Annotated in this window: 16 protein-coding genes; 2 read left to right on the top strand and 14 right to left on the bottom strand. The window is 73.4% G+C overall.

The genetic code is table 11. From position 1 onward, the window contains the following. Window positions 1-115 precede the first annotated feature (115 nt). The 13 genes from ACFC1I_RS12330 to ACFC1I_RS12270 all read right to left on the bottom strand — a co-directional run bounded on the left by ACFC1I_RS12330 (window position 116) and on the right by ACFC1I_RS12270 (window position 14168). Window positions 116-625 (bottom strand): methylated-DNA--[protein]-cysteine S-methyltransferase, encoded by a 510-nt coding sequence (locus ACFC1I_RS12330; protein ID WP_376009594.1) that lies wholly within the window; start codon window positions 623-625, stop codon window positions 116-118. Next, on the bottom strand, window positions 622-2199 hold the full coding sequence (locus tag ACFC1I_RS12325) for a DNA-3-methyladenine glycosylase 2 family protein (RefSeq protein WP_376009592.1): 1578 nt from the start codon (window positions 2197-2199) through the stop codon (window positions 622-624). Before ACFC1I_RS12325 ends, ACFC1I_RS12330 begins: the two co-directional genes overlap by 4 nt. Before the next feature lie 60 nt (window positions 2200-2259). Continuing rightward, on the bottom strand, window positions 2260-2409 hold the full coding sequence (locus ACFC1I_RS12320; protein ID WP_376009590.1) for a hypothetical protein: 150 nt from the start codon (window positions 2407-2409) through the stop codon (window positions 2260-2262). 495 nt (window positions 2410-2904) lie between these two features. Continuing rightward, a complete protein-coding gene (locus ACFC1I_RS12315) occupies window positions 2905-3147 on the bottom strand; it encodes a hypothetical protein (RefSeq protein ID WP_376009587.1) in 243 nt (80 codons plus the stop codon). Continuing rightward, a complete protein-coding gene (locus ACFC1I_RS12310; RefSeq protein WP_376009585.1) occupies window positions 3144-3527 on the bottom strand; it encodes a hypothetical protein in 384 nt (127 codons plus the stop codon). Before ACFC1I_RS12310 ends, ACFC1I_RS12315 begins: the two co-directional genes overlap by 4 nt. Beyond that, the gene (locus tag ACFC1I_RS12305) at window positions 3520-6045 is read right to left on the bottom strand and encodes a hypothetical protein (protein WP_376009583.1); all 2526 of its coding nucleotides are present in this window, start codon (window positions 6043-6045) and stop codon (window positions 3520-3522) included. The genes ACFC1I_RS12310 and ACFC1I_RS12305 overlap by 8 nt, the downstream gene beginning before the upstream one ends. Beyond that, entirely contained in the window at window positions 6042-6335 is a 294-nt protein-coding gene (locus ACFC1I_RS12300) for a hypothetical protein (protein ID WP_376009580.1), read from the bottom strand. Before ACFC1I_RS12300 ends, ACFC1I_RS12305 begins: the two co-directional genes overlap by 4 nt. Then, entirely contained in the window at window positions 6332-6661 is a 330-nt protein-coding gene (locus ACFC1I_RS12295) for a WXG100 family type VII secretion target (protein ID WP_376009577.1), read from the bottom strand. The genes ACFC1I_RS12300 and ACFC1I_RS12295 overlap by 4 nt, the downstream gene beginning before the upstream one ends. 77 nt (window positions 6662-6738) lie before the next feature. Further along, window positions 6739-7032: a WXG100 family type VII secretion target gene (locus tag ACFC1I_RS12290; RefSeq protein WP_376009574.1), complete on the bottom strand. Its 294-nt coding sequence runs from the start codon at window positions 7030-7032 to the stop codon at window positions 6739-6741. Window positions 7033-7156: 124 nt separating this feature from the next. Next, window positions 7157-7897 carry a hypothetical protein gene (locus ACFC1I_RS12285; protein WP_376009571.1) on the bottom strand — a complete coding sequence of 247 codons (741 nt, stop codon included), beginning with the start codon at window positions 7895-7897 and terminating at the stop codon, window positions 7157-7159. 76 nt (window positions 7898-7973) lie between these two features. Next, entirely contained in the window at window positions 7974-8672 is a 699-nt protein-coding gene (locus tag ACFC1I_RS12280) for an FHA domain-containing protein (protein ID WP_376009568.1), read from the bottom strand. A 118-nt stretch (window positions 8673-8790) separates the two neighbouring features. Further along, the gene (locus tag ACFC1I_RS12275) at window positions 8791-13122 is read right to left on the bottom strand and encodes an FtsK/SpoIIIE domain-containing protein (protein WP_376009566.1); all 4332 of its coding nucleotides are present in this window, start codon (window positions 13120-13122) and stop codon (window positions 8791-8793) included. After that, the gene (locus tag ACFC1I_RS12270; RefSeq protein ID WP_376009563.1) at window positions 13119-14168 is read right to left on the bottom strand and encodes a hypothetical protein; all 1050 of its coding nucleotides are present in this window, start codon (window positions 14166-14168) and stop codon (window positions 13119-13121) included. The genes ACFC1I_RS12275 and ACFC1I_RS12270 overlap by 4 nt, the downstream gene beginning before the upstream one ends. Window positions 14169-14255: 87 nt before the next feature. Here ACFC1I_RS12270 and ACFC1I_RS12265 point away from each other — a divergent pair, with 87 nt between their 5' ends. Together ACFC1I_RS12265 and ACFC1I_RS12260 are read left to right on the top strand one after the other, a co-directional pair. Beyond that, window positions 14256-15005: a hypothetical protein gene (locus ACFC1I_RS12265; protein WP_376009560.1), complete on the top strand. Its 750-nt coding sequence runs from the start codon at window positions 14256-14258 to the stop codon at window positions 15003-15005. Next, entirely contained in the window at window positions 14998-15690 is a 693-nt protein-coding gene (locus tag ACFC1I_RS12260; RefSeq protein ID WP_376009559.1) for a hypothetical protein, read from the top strand. Before ACFC1I_RS12265 ends, ACFC1I_RS12260 begins: the two co-directional genes overlap by 8 nt. A gap of 41 nt (window positions 15691-15731) precedes the next feature. Here the strand turns inward: ACFC1I_RS12260 and ACFC1I_RS12255 are convergent, their stop codons facing one another. Next, a complete protein-coding gene (locus ACFC1I_RS12255) occupies window positions 15732-16064 on the bottom strand; it encodes a hypothetical protein (RefSeq protein ID WP_376009556.1) in 333 nt (110 codons plus the stop codon). Window positions 16065-16073 lie beyond the last annotated feature (9 nt).

The following is a 16073-nucleotide window of genomic DNA, read 5'->3' as shown; positions in this document are numbered from 1 at the left end:
GGCTGTGCGCGTCGCCAGGTCGTAGCGACGCGACAGCCCTCCAGCATATACCTGGGAATTCTCTGAAAGCAACAACCGCTTTCCGGTCCCCCGGAAAGCGGTTGAGGCGAGTGGGTCAGATGAGTGCGGGCACCGCCGCCTCGCGGTCGAGCAGGCGCTGCTTGACCGGCAGCCCCCACGCGAACCCGCCGAGCGTGCCGTCGGTGCGCAGCACGCGATGGCACGGCACGAAGAGCGCGGGGGCGTTCCGAGCGCAGATGGATGCTGCGGCCCGCACCGCGCTCGGAGAACCGAGCTCGATCGCGAACTCGCTGTAGGTGAGCGGGCGGCCCGGGGTGATGCGACGCAGCGCCGCCCACCCTGCCAGCTGCATCGCGGTGCCGTGCTGCGCGACGGCGACGTCGTCGATGGCTGCGAGATCACCGCCGTAGTAGGCGGCGACGGCGGCCGCAGCATCCGTCTCGCCCTTCTCGACGGATGAGGGGCGCACGCCGCTTGCGAGACGCGCGAGGATCGCGTCGGCGTCGGCGGTCCAGCCCGAGGCGAGCACGCGCCCGTCGTCGTCGGCGAGGATCGTGAACGCGCCGTCGGGGGTGTCGACGGTCTGGATGGTGGCGGTGGTCATGACATGCCTCCGGTGGTCGTGAGTGACGGAATGGGGATGATGGATGCCGCGACCCGGCGCGGTGCGGCGGGCCTCGGCGGGACGGCGCGCCACAGGTGGGCGGTGAGGTAGCTGCGCCACGGGGCGGTGCGGGCGGCCCACGCGTCGAGCGGGCGGGCCTCGCCGGGGAGCCCGATGGCAGCGGCACCTGCGCGCACCGCGACGTCGCCCGGGAGGAAGACGTCGGGGTCGGCGAGCACGCGCATGCGCACGTAGTCGGCGGTCCAGGGGCCGATGCCGGGCATCGCCAGGAGGGCGGCGCGCTGCTCGACGGCGTCGTCGCCGGGGGTGAGGGTGAGCGAGCCGTCGGCCAGCGCCGCAGCGGCGCCGGTGATGGCGCGGATCCGCGCGGCGGGACCACGGAGCACCTCGGGGCCGCGTTCGGCGATGGCGGACATCGTCGGGAACAGCCGGACAGGGCTGTCGTCGGGGCCGGCGCCGGGCGACAGCATGCCCGCGAAGGCCGGCACCTCCTCGCCGAGCGCGGTCGTGAGCGACGTGAGCGCCGTGCGCGCGGCGACGACGGTGATCTGCTGCCCGACCATCGCCCGGATCAGCATCTCGTGCGGATCGGCGGCGCCCGGAACGCGGATGCCCGGCAGCGCCTCGACGAGAGGGGTGAGCTCGGGATGCTGCGCCAGCGACTCGTCTACCGCGTCCGGGTCGGCGTCGAGGTCGAAGAGGCGCCGCGCGCGCGTGACGAGCGTCGAGAGGTCGGCGAGGTTCGTGAGCGCGGCGCGCAGCCGCACGCGCCCGAGGTCGTCGAGCCGGAGTTCGAACCACGCGGGTCCGTGCGGCAGGCGGATCGTGCGGGCGAAGGTCGACGGCGTCGCCGCCTCGGCACCCGAGACGGCGCGGGCCGCCATCCACGCGAACAGGCCGGGCGCATCCAGCGCGCCACGGTGCGGGAGTGCGAGGTCGATGGTGACACCCGGTGCCGACGCGGTCGGACCCTCATGCCGCGAGACGCGGCGCCGCGCGCGGAGCTCGAGGGGCGGCATCCCGAACACCTCCCGGATGGTGTCGTTGAACTGCCGCACGCTCGCGAACCCGCTCGAGAACGCGACGTCGGCGGCCGGAAGGTCGGTGCCGACGAGCAGCATGCGCGCCGTCTGCGCGCGGTGCGCGCGGCTGAGGGCGAGGGGTCCGGCGCCGAGCTCGGCGGTGAGCAGCCGCGTCAGGTGCCGCGGCGAGTAGCCCAGCCGGTGGGCGAGCCCCGGCACGCCCTCCCGCTCGACCACGCCGTCGGCGATGAGCCGCATCGCGCGGCCGGCGGTGTCGCCGCGGAGGTTCCACTGCGGCGAGCCGGGCGCGGCCTCGGGCAGGCACCGCTTGCACGCGCGGTATCCCGCCTCGTGCGCGGCGGCGCTCGTCGGGTAGAAGGTGACGTTCGCCGGCTTCGGCGTGCGGGCGGGGCAGCTCGGACGGCAGTAGATGCCCGTGGAGCGCACCGCGGTGACGAACTGCCCGTCGAACCGGGCGTCGCGCGAGTCGATCGCGCGATACCTCTCGTCGAACGTCATAGCCAGGCTCATGCCCCTAGCCTGACACGCTCCCCCGACATAGGCTCGCGGAAATCGGACACGACTGTGCGGTCACCGCATGCGCTCCCTCTCAGTCATCTCCACCGAGATGTCCGAGATATCCGACGGGGGCACGTCGCCGCCCCAGCCGTTGTACTGGTCGCCGGGAAGGCCCGCCGCGATGACTTCGTCCGGACGGTTTCCCGCGTACGAGATCCGCACGAGGCCAGATTCGGACCGCGCTCGATCTGAGAGACGACGTAGACGGGTACGCCGTTCCATCGACCCGAGACCGTCCGCTGGAAGCGTGCGTCGAATGCCTCGGCGGGAAGCATCACCCAGCGCTCGGCCGGATCGTCACTGAACTCGAGCGCATCAGGAAACCGCTCCGAGGTGAGATCCCCCTGCACCCACACCCGCTTCGCCGTCGCGGACCCCGAGTGGAGTCGGAACAGCTCGCCCCGGTACTCGTAGAACGGCGCGCTCGTCTCGAATGCTTGCATCAGTCCTCTTGCCCCAGGTATGACGGTTTCTCCGCGTCACTCAGGGCATCGTCGGTCGCGTCCGCGCCCCCGGCCGCGTGCATCGGGAGCGCGGCGATGGCATCCTGCTCGGGCGCGCCCCTGACGCCGCGTCTGCGGGGGTCGTCATCGGATCGTGACATCACCCGACCACCTTACGAGTCCGTTCCTAGGGTGCGGTATCAGCGCCGAGCCTTCACAGGCCCGCGAGTCGTTCGCGCTCCTCCAGGTCGGGCAGCCGCTCAAGAGCCTGGTCGCGAGTGATCACGCGGGGGTTGACGATTCCTTCCTCCCAGTACGTCCCGCAACGCCCGCAGCGATAGACCTGGACCTGGAAGTCACGGCTCTGCCCCAGCAGTCGGGGCTCGTCGGATCGCCAGATCCATTTCTCCCGGCACCAAGGGCACCCCCGCCCGTCGGCGGGTTCGCTGAAGGTCATTCTCCTGACGTCTGCTTGGCGCGAATCTCGTCGAGCAACTGGGGCGACAGATCGAATCCGGAATGAGCCGTTCGGACGAGCACCCCGAGACCCGGTCGCACACCTCGGAGCGCGTCGCGCCCCCTCATCGACGCGGCGTAGCGCGCGAGATGCGAGACCTGACCGGCCGTCGCCAGCGAGTCGAAGATCACGACGTGCTGGATCCCATCTATCGTGACCAGCACGGGCTGAGTGGGTGACGTCATCGGATCGGTCGCGCTCGGCAGAACGACCGGCGCGTCGAGGAATGCCGCCACCAGCTCATCGACGGTGGCGCGACCCGCTTGCGTCGCGGTCGCCGTGCGGTCGAGAGTGTTCTCGTTCGACTCGTCGTCAGCCATGGATCGCAATCACCTCCCAGTTTCCTCCGTCGAGTAGGCGGAAGATGATGGTACCGCTCGGCATCGGCTTGCCTCCATCGATGACGAACTCCCGCGTCGGGTTGAGGAAGAACTCGTCGCCCACCTTCACCGCCGTGTGACCGCCGGGGACGAAGTGCTCCCAGCCGCCCGCGTCGTTGTACGTGGGCAGTCGCTGTGGCACTCCATCGAGCGGGACCATCATGCCGAAGACATCGTCGCCGTTACGCCAGGCATTCATGGCGCTGGGGGCCATGCCGCTTTCGATGGCGGCGCTCAGACTGTCGTACACGTTGGAAGCATCCGCTTCCGGCATGAAGAACACGGCGTCGCCTGGTCTACCCAGGCTTGCGCCGCCGAGCCACAGGTCCAACTGCTCGGGCCCGAAGAAGCGCACCCCGTTCTCGTAGTGGACGGGATCTCCCGGATCGCCCAGCATGTGCGAGTCCGCAGTGGGGTCGGGAGTCCCCGGATCTGCGCCTGCATCCACGCCGTCAGCCGGCGCCGGAGAATCCGCGCCTGCGGCATCGGGAGCGTCGGCAGGCGAGCCGATGTCATCGGCCCCGTCGCCGCCATCCGCCGCCAGCTCATCGAACTGACGGTCGATGTCGGCCTCCAGCTCATCGAACTGACGGTCGATGTCCGCCTCGAGGTCATCGAACTGGCGATCGATGTCCGCCTCGAGGTCATCGAACTGACGGTCGATGTCCGCCTCGAGTTCGTCGAACTGGCGCGAGATGTCGTCGGAGGTGGTCGGAGCATCGCCGCCATTGTGCGGAGCCTTCGGAACGTCCGCACCACCGGTCGGAGCGTCCGCACCGCCGGTCGGAGCGTCCACGCCGCCGGTCGGGGCATCGGCACCGCCGGTCGGCACGTGCGGGGCGTCCACGGTCGCCGTGGGGCTGTCGCCCACCGGCGGGGTGACGTCGATCTGCGGTGCCTGCGGTGCCTCGCCGTCGGGGATGCGGATGCCGCCACCGTCGCCCGCGCTGCCGCCGGCGTCGCTGCCACCGGTGACCTGAGGGCCGTCGTAGTCGGGACGGCTGCCGAGGCCGCCGTCGCCGGCCCCGCTGCCGCCGGAGTCGCTGCCACCGGTCACCTGCGGGCCGTCGTAGTCGGGGCGCGTGCCGATGCCGCTGCCGTCGCCGGTGCTCGGACCGTCCGGTCCGCCGACTCGGGGGCCCTCGACGTCGGGGGTGCGGACGCTGCCGGCGCCGGGGTCGGCGGAGTGGGCGGTGCCGCCCCGCCGGCCGCGGATCGAGGTGCCCGCACCGAGGAGCCCGCCGCCGGCGCCGCTGATGAGCACCTGGCGGATGTCGACGCCCTGGCCGCTGAGAAGTCCGGTCGAGGCGCCGCTGGACGCGCCGCCGGCGCCGTTGGCCAGCGCCTGCACGAGGACGCGCTGCCCGTACTTGCCGAACGCGAGCGCGACGGTGTCGGTGACCGCGCCGCCGACGAACCCGCTGCCCATCGCGACAAGCATGTTCGCGTCGCCGCCCCGGACGATCAGCTCGGACGAGCCGGCCGCGAGAGTGCCCGACGAGACGCTGATCACGATGCGGGCGGTCCGCTGGAAGCGGTTCGCGAGCGGGGCCACGCGCGCGGTGATCGCCGCCAGCCGGGCGACGATGCGCGCCGCGGTGCCCGACACCTTCGTGAGGAAGGTGACGATCCGCTGGGCGACCATGATGATGCGGGCGGTGATGCCGCCGCCGGCCACGACGGCGCTGGCACCGAAGGTGAAGACGCTCAGCGCCGCGCCGATCGCGACGCTGGCCGCGATCTCGATCGCGAGCTGCACGAGCATCTGGATGACCTCGCGGTGGGCCTCTTCGACGTCGTCCGCGTACTCGCGGCAGAGATCGCCCACCTCGGAGATGTCGGTGGCGGCACCCGAGACGTCGGTGGCGAACTCGTTGACCTCGGAGCGGAGCTTGGCCAGCTCGACGCTGTTGAGACCCATCAGCGCGTCGTCGGCCTGACGGATCTCGGTGGCGAGGGCCCGGACGTCGCGCTCGACGCCGTCCCACGTCGTGCCGGCGCTGCGGAGCTTGGCGGTGTCGGCGTTCGGCCACATCATGCCGACGAAGTCCTTGACGACGTCCCACGCGTCGGGGGTGTCGTTGCTGCCGCCGAAGGCCGAGGGCGGCGCCGCGACCGTGACGGGCGTGCGCGCCGGGCGCACAGTGAAAGAGCCGCCGGCGGGCTTGCCGCCGGCCGCCTCCTCTGCGGCGGCGTGGTTCCAGCCGCTCTGCATGATGGCGCGGTCCATCGTGTTCGCGAGCACGGCGATGTCGGAGAGCGCCTGCAGCGCGTCGCGCGCCATGTCGTCGTACCCCTGGGCGAGCTGCTCGCCGCCCGGGTCGTCCCCGGCCATGCGCGCGTACTGGCTCAGCGAGCTGCGCGCGTCGGACAGGCGGGTCGCGGCGGACTCGCTGATCGCGCGGAACTCGTCGGCCGCGGCGATGTACAGCGTCGGGTCGATTCTTCTCTGGTTCACAGGCTGGCCCACATCGTCTGGGTGTCGGTCTGCGACGTCTCGTACACGGTCGCCGCGTCGCCCGCCCACGTCTTGAGGTCTTCGGCGAAGGCTCGCAGCGACACGGCGCCGACCTGCCAGGTCTGCACCTTCGTCAGGAACTCGACGCTCGCGACACCCGACCACTGCCCGGTGGCGGCGGCCGTCGCGCCCGCCGCGTGGGTCTCGAGGTCGGTGCAGTACTCGACGAGATTCGACAGTGTGGTCTCGAGCTCGCGGAGCTGGGCGATGTCGAAGGTGTGCTGGCTCATGCGCGGTCCCCCGTCGGCCGTGCGTCGACGCGCGAGGAGCGGGACGCGGCGGTGAGGCCCGCCTCCGTGCTCACATAGGCCGCTTCGGCGCCCTGCAGCCGCGCCACGATGTCGGCGAGCGCCGCGCGGGTAGTCGCGGCGCCGGCGAGCCAGTCGGCCCAGGACGTCGCGAACTCGTCGGAGGCGTCACCGGTCCACGATGCCCCCACGACGGAGTTGACGGATGCCGAGACCTGGGCGACTCGCGCGTCGAAGTCCGCGAGAGCCGCAGCCATCGACGCCGCCGAGTACCCGAGCGCCGGGGTCGATACCGAGAAGTGCGCCACGACTGCGCTCCCTTCGCGTCGACGCCCCCGCGGGGGCGGTCGGACCGGGCGATGACGCCCGGTCCTTCACGGACAGGTCAGGCGCGGAAGCTGTTCGAGATGTTGCTCTCGGACTCTTCGTAGGCGAGCGCCGCCTTCGACAGCTGGTCGCTGATGCCGTTGAGCGATTCCTTCAGCTGGAGGCCCGCAGCATCCCACTGCTCGTACAGCTCGTTGAAGGACTGCGAAGCCGCGCCGCCCCAGTCGCCGGCGATCAGGCCCTGGACCAGGGACTTGAGGTTGCTCAGCTGCGATTCGATCGACGTGGCGCCCGACGCCAGCTGGTTCGCGACGCCGGAGAGCGACTCGGAAGTGACCTTGATGTCCGCCATGGGATCCTCCGTGGGTGGGGGCGGTGTGCGCCCGTGTGAAACGTTCGGTCTCATCCTGACATGCACGGCGGCAGGTGCCATGGGGACAATTCCCCATGGGGATCCCCGGATGCCGCGGCGGGCGTCAGGAGACGGTGAGGCGCTTTCCGCCGCCCATCTCCAGCGTGGCCTGGGCGACCACCCCGTTGTCGGCGGTGAAGCGGAACGGAACCCCGTTGAGCGCAGCCGCGGCGCGCAGCGCCTCGCGCACCTGATCGCACTGCTCGCGGTCGAGGGCGACGTCGAGGTTCAGCACGACGGCGCCGTGGTCGTGCATCGCGAGATCGAGGGCCGCGACCCGCAGCCCGCTCGCCGCCGCCCGCACGGAGCGCATGTCGTCCAGCCCGATGATGACGGAGTTCAGCGCGCCGCCGGTGTCGTAGCTGAACTTGCGCAGCCGACGGGCGAGGCCCTTGCCCGCCTCGAGCGTCGCGCGGTTGTCGGAGACGACGACGCCGAGCGTCTGCGCCCACACCAGTGGCGGCACGCCGGCCAGGCGCACGCCGGTCGCGTCCACCTCGATGAACACGCCCTCGACCGCCAGGGTCTTCAGCACGCGGCGGCGCGCGATGAGGCCGAGCCCGACGTTGCCGAGCATCACCACGAGGAGGATCGCGAGCAGCACGTACGTGACCGCGCGGCCGATGCCGGTCGCGAACAGCACGACGACGACGACGAGCACGAGCGCCGAGATGCCGCCCATCACGAGCAGGTAGCGCGTGTTGCGCCCCAGCGTCGCCGTCGCCTGCGCGCGGTCGATGTCGAACCGCAGGGTACGGCCGGACTGGATGAACTGACGCCAGGGATCGGCAGAGATGTCGGTCACGGTGTCTCCTCGTTGCGGAAGGGGGCTGCGGGGCGCGGCGCGGGAACGGCGCCGCGGCAGGCGGGCGTGCTCGCGGTCACGCCACGTCGACGATCACGTCGCCGAGCGCGAGCCGGTCGCCGGCGACCAGTTCGAACGGCACGTCACGGATGAGTGGATGCCTCTGCCCGGCGCGGACGACGACGGTGCCGTTGCCCGAACCGGGGTCGGTGGCGGTCGTCGCCCCGTCGGCGCGGGCCGCGATCACGAGGTGCACGCGCGACATGGAGCGCGACGGGTCGATGACCTCGACCGGCACTCCCCCGCGCTGCGCCGCACCGGAGGCGGGCTGGCGTCCGAGGACCAGCACCTGGTCGACGGGGATGCGGGCGCCGCCGGGAAGGAGCAGCGCCAGCGGCGCCCCGGCGGGGGCGGGTGCCGGCGTGCGCCGCGGTCCCGGCGCGGGAGCAGCCGCAGAGGCAGGGGCGGCCGGCACCGCCGGAGCGGGAGCAGGAGCAGCGGCTGACGCGGGAACCGCGGGTGCAGGTGCCGCAGGCGCCGCGGGCGGCTGTGCCGCCGGGCGGCCCCAGGCCGGCACGTCGGGCAGCGGCACGGGCGGCAGGTCGGCCGGGGTGTGCGCGGTGGCCGGGGCATCCTGCCGGCGCCCGCCCGTCGTGGGGAACGGGGGCGCGCTCTGCGGGCGCGGGGCGTCGCCGACGATGATCTGCCCGCACGCGGGACAGAACATCGTGTTCGGCCGGACGGCCTCGCCGCAGAAGCGGCAGTGGGTGGTCATGGGCGAGATCCTCGAGATCGCGAAAGCGGCGGCGCGACCGCGTCCGAATCACGGCAGGCCGGGTTCCACAGTAATCGGTCCCTCCGGGCGCGGGCTCGCAGCATCCGTTCCCCGTCCGTCACACGCGCAGGTCCGGCACCTGCACCGCGCGGTACTCGCCGCCGAGGAACAGCACGCCGCTGCCGGGGCCGCCGCGGCCCACGAGGTGACGCGGCAGCTGCGCGCCGAACACCTGCGTGCCGATGATCGACGTCGGGGGCGACAGCACGAGTCCCGCGCGGCCGCGCTTGGCGTCGGAGACGGGGCCCGATACGGCGCTGCCGGCGGCGTCGGCAGTGATCGAGACCACGAAGCGCAGCCGCGCCCGCGCCGTGACGAACGCGCGCTCGAGCGCCGAGTCGCGGAGGGACTCCGCGTCGTCGATCACGACAGTGAGCAGCTCGTCGCCCGCGAGCACCGCGTCGATCTGCGCCGCATCGGACGCGGTCGTGAGCACGGGCGTGCCATGGGAGGCCGCGACCTCGGTGAGCACGGAGCCGGCAGCCGCGACCACCACCATGCGCTGGCCCGCCCACGCGAGCTGGTGCGCGATGAGCGCCAGGGCGTCGGTCTTGCCGCTGCGGCGATCGCCGACCACGACGAAGCCGCCGGTGCCCGGCCAGTCGACGGTGAAGCGCGACAGCGTGTCGCCGCCGACACCGACGATGGGCGCCTCGGGCATGTCGGGTGCGGCGATCGGCAGCGCGTAGGCGCGGGACAGCCCGATGTGGCCGGGGAGCGGGTCGACCCGCAGCGGGACGGGGAGCTCCGCGAGCTGCGGGAACCGCGCGAAGTGCGCCGCGACGTGCTCGACCGTGCCGCGCAGTCCGCCGTTCTGGGCCTCGCCGCTCGTGTCGGCCGACAGCACCGCGATCTGCCCCTCGGCCCCGGTCGGCCCGAACAGCACGCGGCCGGGCGGCATCTCGGGGGCGACGTCGCGCACCATGATGCCGGCGGCGCGGTAGTCGTTGACGTCGCGCATCGGCAGCGCGTACTGCGTGTCGATGAAGCTCGCGATCTTGTCGGAAGGGACGCTGCGGTCGGCCGTGATCACCACGCGGATGCCGACGGCGGGTCCCTCGCGCAGCAGGCGCATGACCTGGTCGCGGATCGCGAGCATCTCGTCGGGCGTCATCGACGCGGCCAGGCGCTCCCAGCCGTCGATCGCCACGACGGCGTACGAGAGGGCGTCCCGCGGCGACGCCTGCCGGCGCTGCTCGGCGATGCTGCCGACCGCGGCCTGGGCAAGGACACTCTGTCGGCGCGAGAGCTCCGAGCCGAGCCGGCCGAGCAGGCGCGGCAGGCGCTCGGCGTCCTGCGGGGTGACCACCGCACCGCTGTGCGGGTCGCCCGCGAGGGGCAGGAGCGCGCCGTTGCCGTAGTCCACGACGTAGAGGTGCAGGTCGGCCGGCGTGAAGCGCAGGATCGCCTGCGACACGATGGTGCGGAGCGCGGTCGTGCGACCGGAGCGGCTGCCGCCGAAGAACAGCAGGTGCGAGTCGTCGTGGATGCTCCACAGCAGCGGCTCCTGCCGCTGCTGCGCGGGCACGTCGGCGAGGCCGAGCACGACGGCGCCCTCAGGCGCGGCGTTCTCGTCGAAGCGGTCCAGCGGCAGCACCTCGGGAAGCGGCATGAGCCACGGCGACGGGCTCTTCGCGATGCCGATGAGCGCGGCCGCCTGGGTCGCGAGCTGCACCAGCGCGCGCAGATCGGTGTCGTCCTGGTCGGGCCGGTGCACGCCGGACTCGGCCGCGGCCGGGAACCGCGGCGGCAGGCCGAGCGTCTGCCAGCCCACCTTCGCGACCGGCGGCAGCACGCGCGCCGAGCGCTGGTGGCCGACACGCAGCGCGGCGACGCGCGCGGTCTGGAACGCCACCGGCGACGCGTCCAACCCGGCGCGGACGTAGCCGCGGCCCGGAGACCCGGCCGGGATGAGCGCCGCGTCGGGCGTGCCGATGACGTCCGCCGAGTCGCCCCGGTCCGTCACACGCAGGGCCACGCGGAGGTTGATGTTCGACTGCATCTCTGGCGTGATGACCCCCGACGGCCGCTGGGTCGCCAGCACGAGGTTGACGCCCAGCGAGCGGCCCACGCGGGCGATGCGCACGAGCCCGGTGATGAAGTCCGGAAGCTCGGTCTTCAGCTCGGCGAACTCGTCCACGACGATCATGAGCCGTGCGAGACCGAGCCGGGCCGCAGCATCCGGATCCTTCTCCCACGCGGCGTCTACGTCCTTCGCGCCGATGTCGTCGCGCAGCACGCGCTCGCGGCGCTTGAGCTCGGCGTCGAGCGAGGCGAGGGCGCGCTCGGTCTCACGGGCGTCGAGGTTCGTCACCATGCCGACGGTGTGGGGCAGGCGCGCGCAGTCCGCGAAGGCCGACCCGCCCTTGTAGTCGATGAGCACGAAGTTGAGCGCGTCGGGGCGGTTGGCGAGCGCGAGCGACACGACGAGCGTCTGCAGGAACTCGGACTTGCCAGAGCCGGTCGTGCCGGCGACGAGCGCATGCGGGCCGTCGGCCGCGATGTCGATCGCGAACTCGCCCTCGGTGCCGGCGCCGATGACGACGTACGACTGCCTGGGCACCAGCTGCCACTGCTCGGCGATCGGGCGCGCGTCGTCGAGGTCGACGCCCATGAGCTCGGTGTACCGCACGCTCGAGGGCAGGGTGGCGTCGTCGCCCACGCCGCGGACGTGCTCGATCGGGCAGAGCGCCCGCGCGACGTCCTCCGCGTAGGCGATGGTGACCTGGTCCACGAGCACCGGCGCGAAGTACTCCTCGGCCGTCTCGACACGACCCAGCAGCGGGTCGGCACCGTCGACGGTGATGACGGATGCCGCCTCCTCGGGCAGGCGCGTACGGTCCGAGTCGATCGCGATGACGTGGATGCCGTACTGCGCACCCTTCTCGAGGATCGTCACCATGCCCGGGAGCATGCGGTAGCGGCGCGCGCCGTCGACCACGACGATGAGCTGCGCGTCGGAACGGCGGTCGCCGCCCGTGCGCATGCGCGCCTCGAGGAGCGCCCCGGCCTCGCGCAGCCGCTCGCGGCGCGTGAGATCGGTGTTGCCGATGAGCGCCACCGGGCCCACACCGGGCTGCACGTGGGGCAGCCACTGGACCCACGACCACTCGGCGTCCTGTTCGCGGTCGCACAGCACCATGAGGTGCAGGTCCCGCGGCGAGCGCAGCGTCGCGAGCCCGGTCACGATCGACCGGGCGATCCCGCCGGCGACGTCCGCCGGGCCCGAGATCGCGAGCGGCCCGGCGGCGAGGTCGACCGAGACCGGCGACGGCGACGTGCCGACGCGCCGCTCGGCGGTGCGCTCCTTCTGCGGGCCGCCCTCGAACCGCACGTCGAGGGGCACGTCGGCGACGCCGACGCGCACGCGCAGCGAGTCCTCGTCGCTGCGCCGGCGCTCCCACAGCCGCGCGAGCGGCCGCGTGGCGATGTCGCGGATGAGCACCGGGTCGAGCGCCCGGTACCAGGCGTCGAGGCGCTGCGACCGCACCAGGTCGGCGATGCGGGTGCGCGCGGTGACGATGTCGGCCGCCCACTCGGCCTCGGTGCGCTCGCCCTTGCGCCGGGCGAGGCGCTTGTTGGCGATGAACGAGCCGACGACCATCACCGGCGACGCCGCCGCCATGATGAGCATGATCGGCCGCTGGAAGACGATCGCGAGCGTCACGCCGAGCACGATCGGCACGATCGCCGACAGCCACGGCAGCGGCGACGCGTCGGTCTCGGCGGGCTTGTCGCCCGGCAGCTGCACCACCGGCGTCGCCGACGGGGTGCGGATGCGCGAGGGCCGGTTGAACGCGCGGGCGCCGAGCTCGTCGACGGTGATGTCGGCGTCCGAGGCCGGCGCCATGCCGATGCGCACCACGCTGCTGCCGAGCTGCACCAGGTCGGCGGGGACGATGCGCACCGGCCCCTCGACCGGCTGACCGTTGACGAGCACCTGCGCCGCCGGGTCGCCCGGCTCGACGACCGCCGACAGCGGGTGGAAGCCGCCGTCGGGCGCGTACCCGCCGGTCGCGGTGATCGTGACGTGGCGGGCCGCCAGGTGCGGGTCGGCGACCACGACGTCGCCGCCGGTCTCGCGCCCCACCGACACCGGGCGGTCGGGCTGCAGCGGCACGGCCTCACCGGCGAACGCGCCGGCGACGAACTCGAGCCGCAGGCGCCCGGGCGAGATCACCTGCGGCGCGGCGGCGGGCACCACCTGCCCGCTGCGCAGCCCCGAGCCGGCGAGCGTCTCGACGGCATCGGCGGACGGGGCGAGGACCGCGGGGTCGACCTGGAGCGATTCGGCCAGCTCCGAGACCGTGGTGGCCTCGTCGACCTTCACCACCCACGACTCCGCAGAGGTGGATGAGTGCCGGTCGGCGATCGTCAGGCGCAGGGTCATGGCGTGGGCACTTCCTGGAGGATGCGGGACAGTCGGGACAGCACGCTCGCGCCGTCGCCCTCCTCGTCGGAGGGCGGCGCGGGCACGCGGATCCCGAGAGGACTGGTCGCGGACCAGCTCAGCGGTATGGGAGAAACGGATGCTGCGTCCCCGGCGTCATCCGTGAACGTGACGCTGCCGATCGACTGGAAGCCGCGGCCGTCGACGACGCGGAACGTGAGCTGATCGCCGGGGAGCGGGTCGTCGGGGAACGTGACGGCGCCGTCCGCACCGCAGGTCGCTCCGGCGATCGTCGTCAGGCACGAGAACGACAGCCCGTCGCCCCACGCGAGGTCGGCGAGCTCGAGGGCCCGGGCGGGCGCCGACGCGACGTGCAGAGCCAGGGGCGCAGCATCCATCGCCTCGACCATGCTCACGACCACCTCGGCCGTCGCCGTCTGACCGGCGTCGTCTTCGATCGCGAGCGTGACGGTCACGTCGCCCGGCGCGTCGGAGCGCACGGCGAGGTGCGCCGGGCCGACGCCCGCGTGCGCGGTGGCGGGCGACACGGCGTCGATGCGCACCGAGGCGGTGTCGGGGGTGCACAGCGTGCAGGTGATGCCGAGGAGCGACAGCGGGATCAGCGCCTGGCTGCCCGCGCGGAAGGGCGCGTCGACGCGGGGCGTCGTGATCTCGGGCGCGGGCGGCGCGGCCAGGGCGACGCGGTAGTTCACGACGGTGCGCGTGGCGCCCGACACCAGGGTCACCGGAAGCGCGCGCTCGCCCCACGCCGGGTCATACTCCGCGACCGTGAGCGTGATGCCGGTCGGCTCGCACGAGAGATCGAAACCGTCGCCGGGCGGGAGTGCGGCGCAGTCGACGGTGACGCCCTCGGCGACGGGCAGCTCGGCCGGTTCGCCGTACGGGATCTCGATGAGCGCCGTGTTCTGGGGCGGGCCGTCGCCCTCCGCATCGGCTGGGGAGGCGGCGGATGCCGCCGTCGGCATGATCGCCGCCGCCACCGCCAGGATGACCGCACCGAGCGTCGCCGTCGGTCTGCGGAACATGGGACTCCAGGGGCCGGGGGCGGCGGACGACACTATAGTAATCGGGTGCCCGGACCGCTCTCGGGCACTCGACGACGCCGGAAGCACATGACCGACAATCCCTCGACGCGCCGCCTCCACCGCCAGTCGGCGACGCTGGACGCGCCGCAGGTGCTCACGGCCGACGCGGACCAGCCCGCCGCCGACGCGATCCCGCTCGCGACCATGTCGCGCCCGCCCCGCCGTCCCGCGGCGATCGTGACGGCCGCGCCCGTGTTCGCCCCCGCACCCGTCGAGGTGCCGCCCGCCGGCCACGGCCCGGTGCGCGTGGGCTGGGAGGCGGGTCGCGCGAGCCTCGCCACCACTCCCGGGCCGATGCGCCCGCTCGAGACCAGCGCCGACATCCTCCCCGAGCTCACCGAGGCCGTCGAGAAGCCGCGGCCGCTGTGGCGGCATCCGGCCTCGCTCGTCTCGATGGCGACGACGCTCGTCGCACTCATCGCCCTCGGCGTGTTCCTCGTGATCGGCCTGCTCAACCCGGGCGCCGCGGCCTCCGGGCTCGCCCTCACCGTGAGCCCCGACAACGTGCGTGCCACGTGGTCGGGCCCCGAGGTGCCCTACCAGCTGCTCGTGGTGGGCGGTCCGGGCGGGGAGGCCGTCGACGTCTCGCAGCTCGTGTCCGGCGAAGAGGCGTGGATCCCCGTCTCCGCCGGCCTCATCGACGACCGGTCGTGCGTGGTCGTGCGACCCGCGTCGGCCGCGGACGCGCCCGTCACGCTCGACGCCGACGCACTCGCTGCGCAGGGCGCCTCATCCGCGTGCGTCGCGGACGCGGCACCGGCCTCGTCCGATGGCTGAGCGCCGTCGCGCCGCCGCGGTGGCCGTGGCCGCCTCGCTCCTGCTGGTGACCGGCTGCGCGAGCGCTCCCGTCCCGCCTGCGCCGACGCCGACGTGGGTCGACCTCGGCAGTTACGACGCCGAGCGCGACGCCAACGGCCTGGCGCTCCTGTCCCCCGCCGACGCGCGCACGCAGATCCTCGCCGACGCGGCGACCGCCGACACCACGATGACCGTGACGTACCGCGACCCGTCGGGCCGGACGCTCGAGGTCGCGTTCACCGGCGGCCCGCAGCAGTACAGCGCCGAGGTCACCGCCGACGGCGAGGCGACCTCGATCGTCGTGGACGGTGCCCGCGCGGCGGTCACACCGTCAGCGGCCGTCGCCGCCGCGGCGGGCCTCGAGCCGGGCGCGGTCGCGTGCGTCGCGGCCGCCGACGACCTCGTCGCCCGCTGGCACCCGCTGCTGGACCCGGCCGCGTTCCTGGCGGAGGCGACGACGGATGCCTCGGGCCTGGGCGCGCCCGCAGGCGACGCGGTGGAACTGCTCCTGGGCGAAGACGGCACCGCCGGCGTGCTGCGGGTGAGCACGACGGGCCCGGCCCTGCCCGCTGAGCTGATCCGCGCGGACGAGTCCGGCGCGGTGCACGCGCAGTTCAGCGACTGGGGCGACGCGGAACCGCTGCCGCTCCCCGGCGCCTGCTGATCGGCGTCGGCTGATCAGTCGCGACGGTCACCGGCCGCGGGTCACCAGCGGGGCTGGCCGGCGCACGCGGTGCCGAGCCGGTGCAGGCCCGCCTGAGGGTCGGCGAACGCCGCCCACACCGCGCGGGCGTCCCGACGCTCGGCGGCGTCTGCCATCTCGGTGAGCAGGCGCGGCGCCGCCGCCGTCCACGCGACGTAGTCGGCCTGGTCGATCCCGATGCTGCCGCGCTCGGCGACCCGCCGCACCTCGCCGGCGAGATCCGCCACGCGGGCGAAGGCATCGGCCCCGCCCGCCTGGCATTCGATCGCGGCCGCCATCAGGTCCACCACGGGCTGCGCGAGCGTCGCGCAGCGGTCGGCCAGTGCGTCGGTCATGCGTCGGCG

This window comes from Microbacterium sp. NPDC056044, assembly GCF_042267145.1.
Lineage (GTDB): Bacteria > Actinomycetota > Actinomycetes > Actinomycetales > Microbacteriaceae > Microbacterium.
Note: the sequence above shows the minus strand (reverse complement) of the source record. Positions and strands in the feature narration are given on the sequence as shown.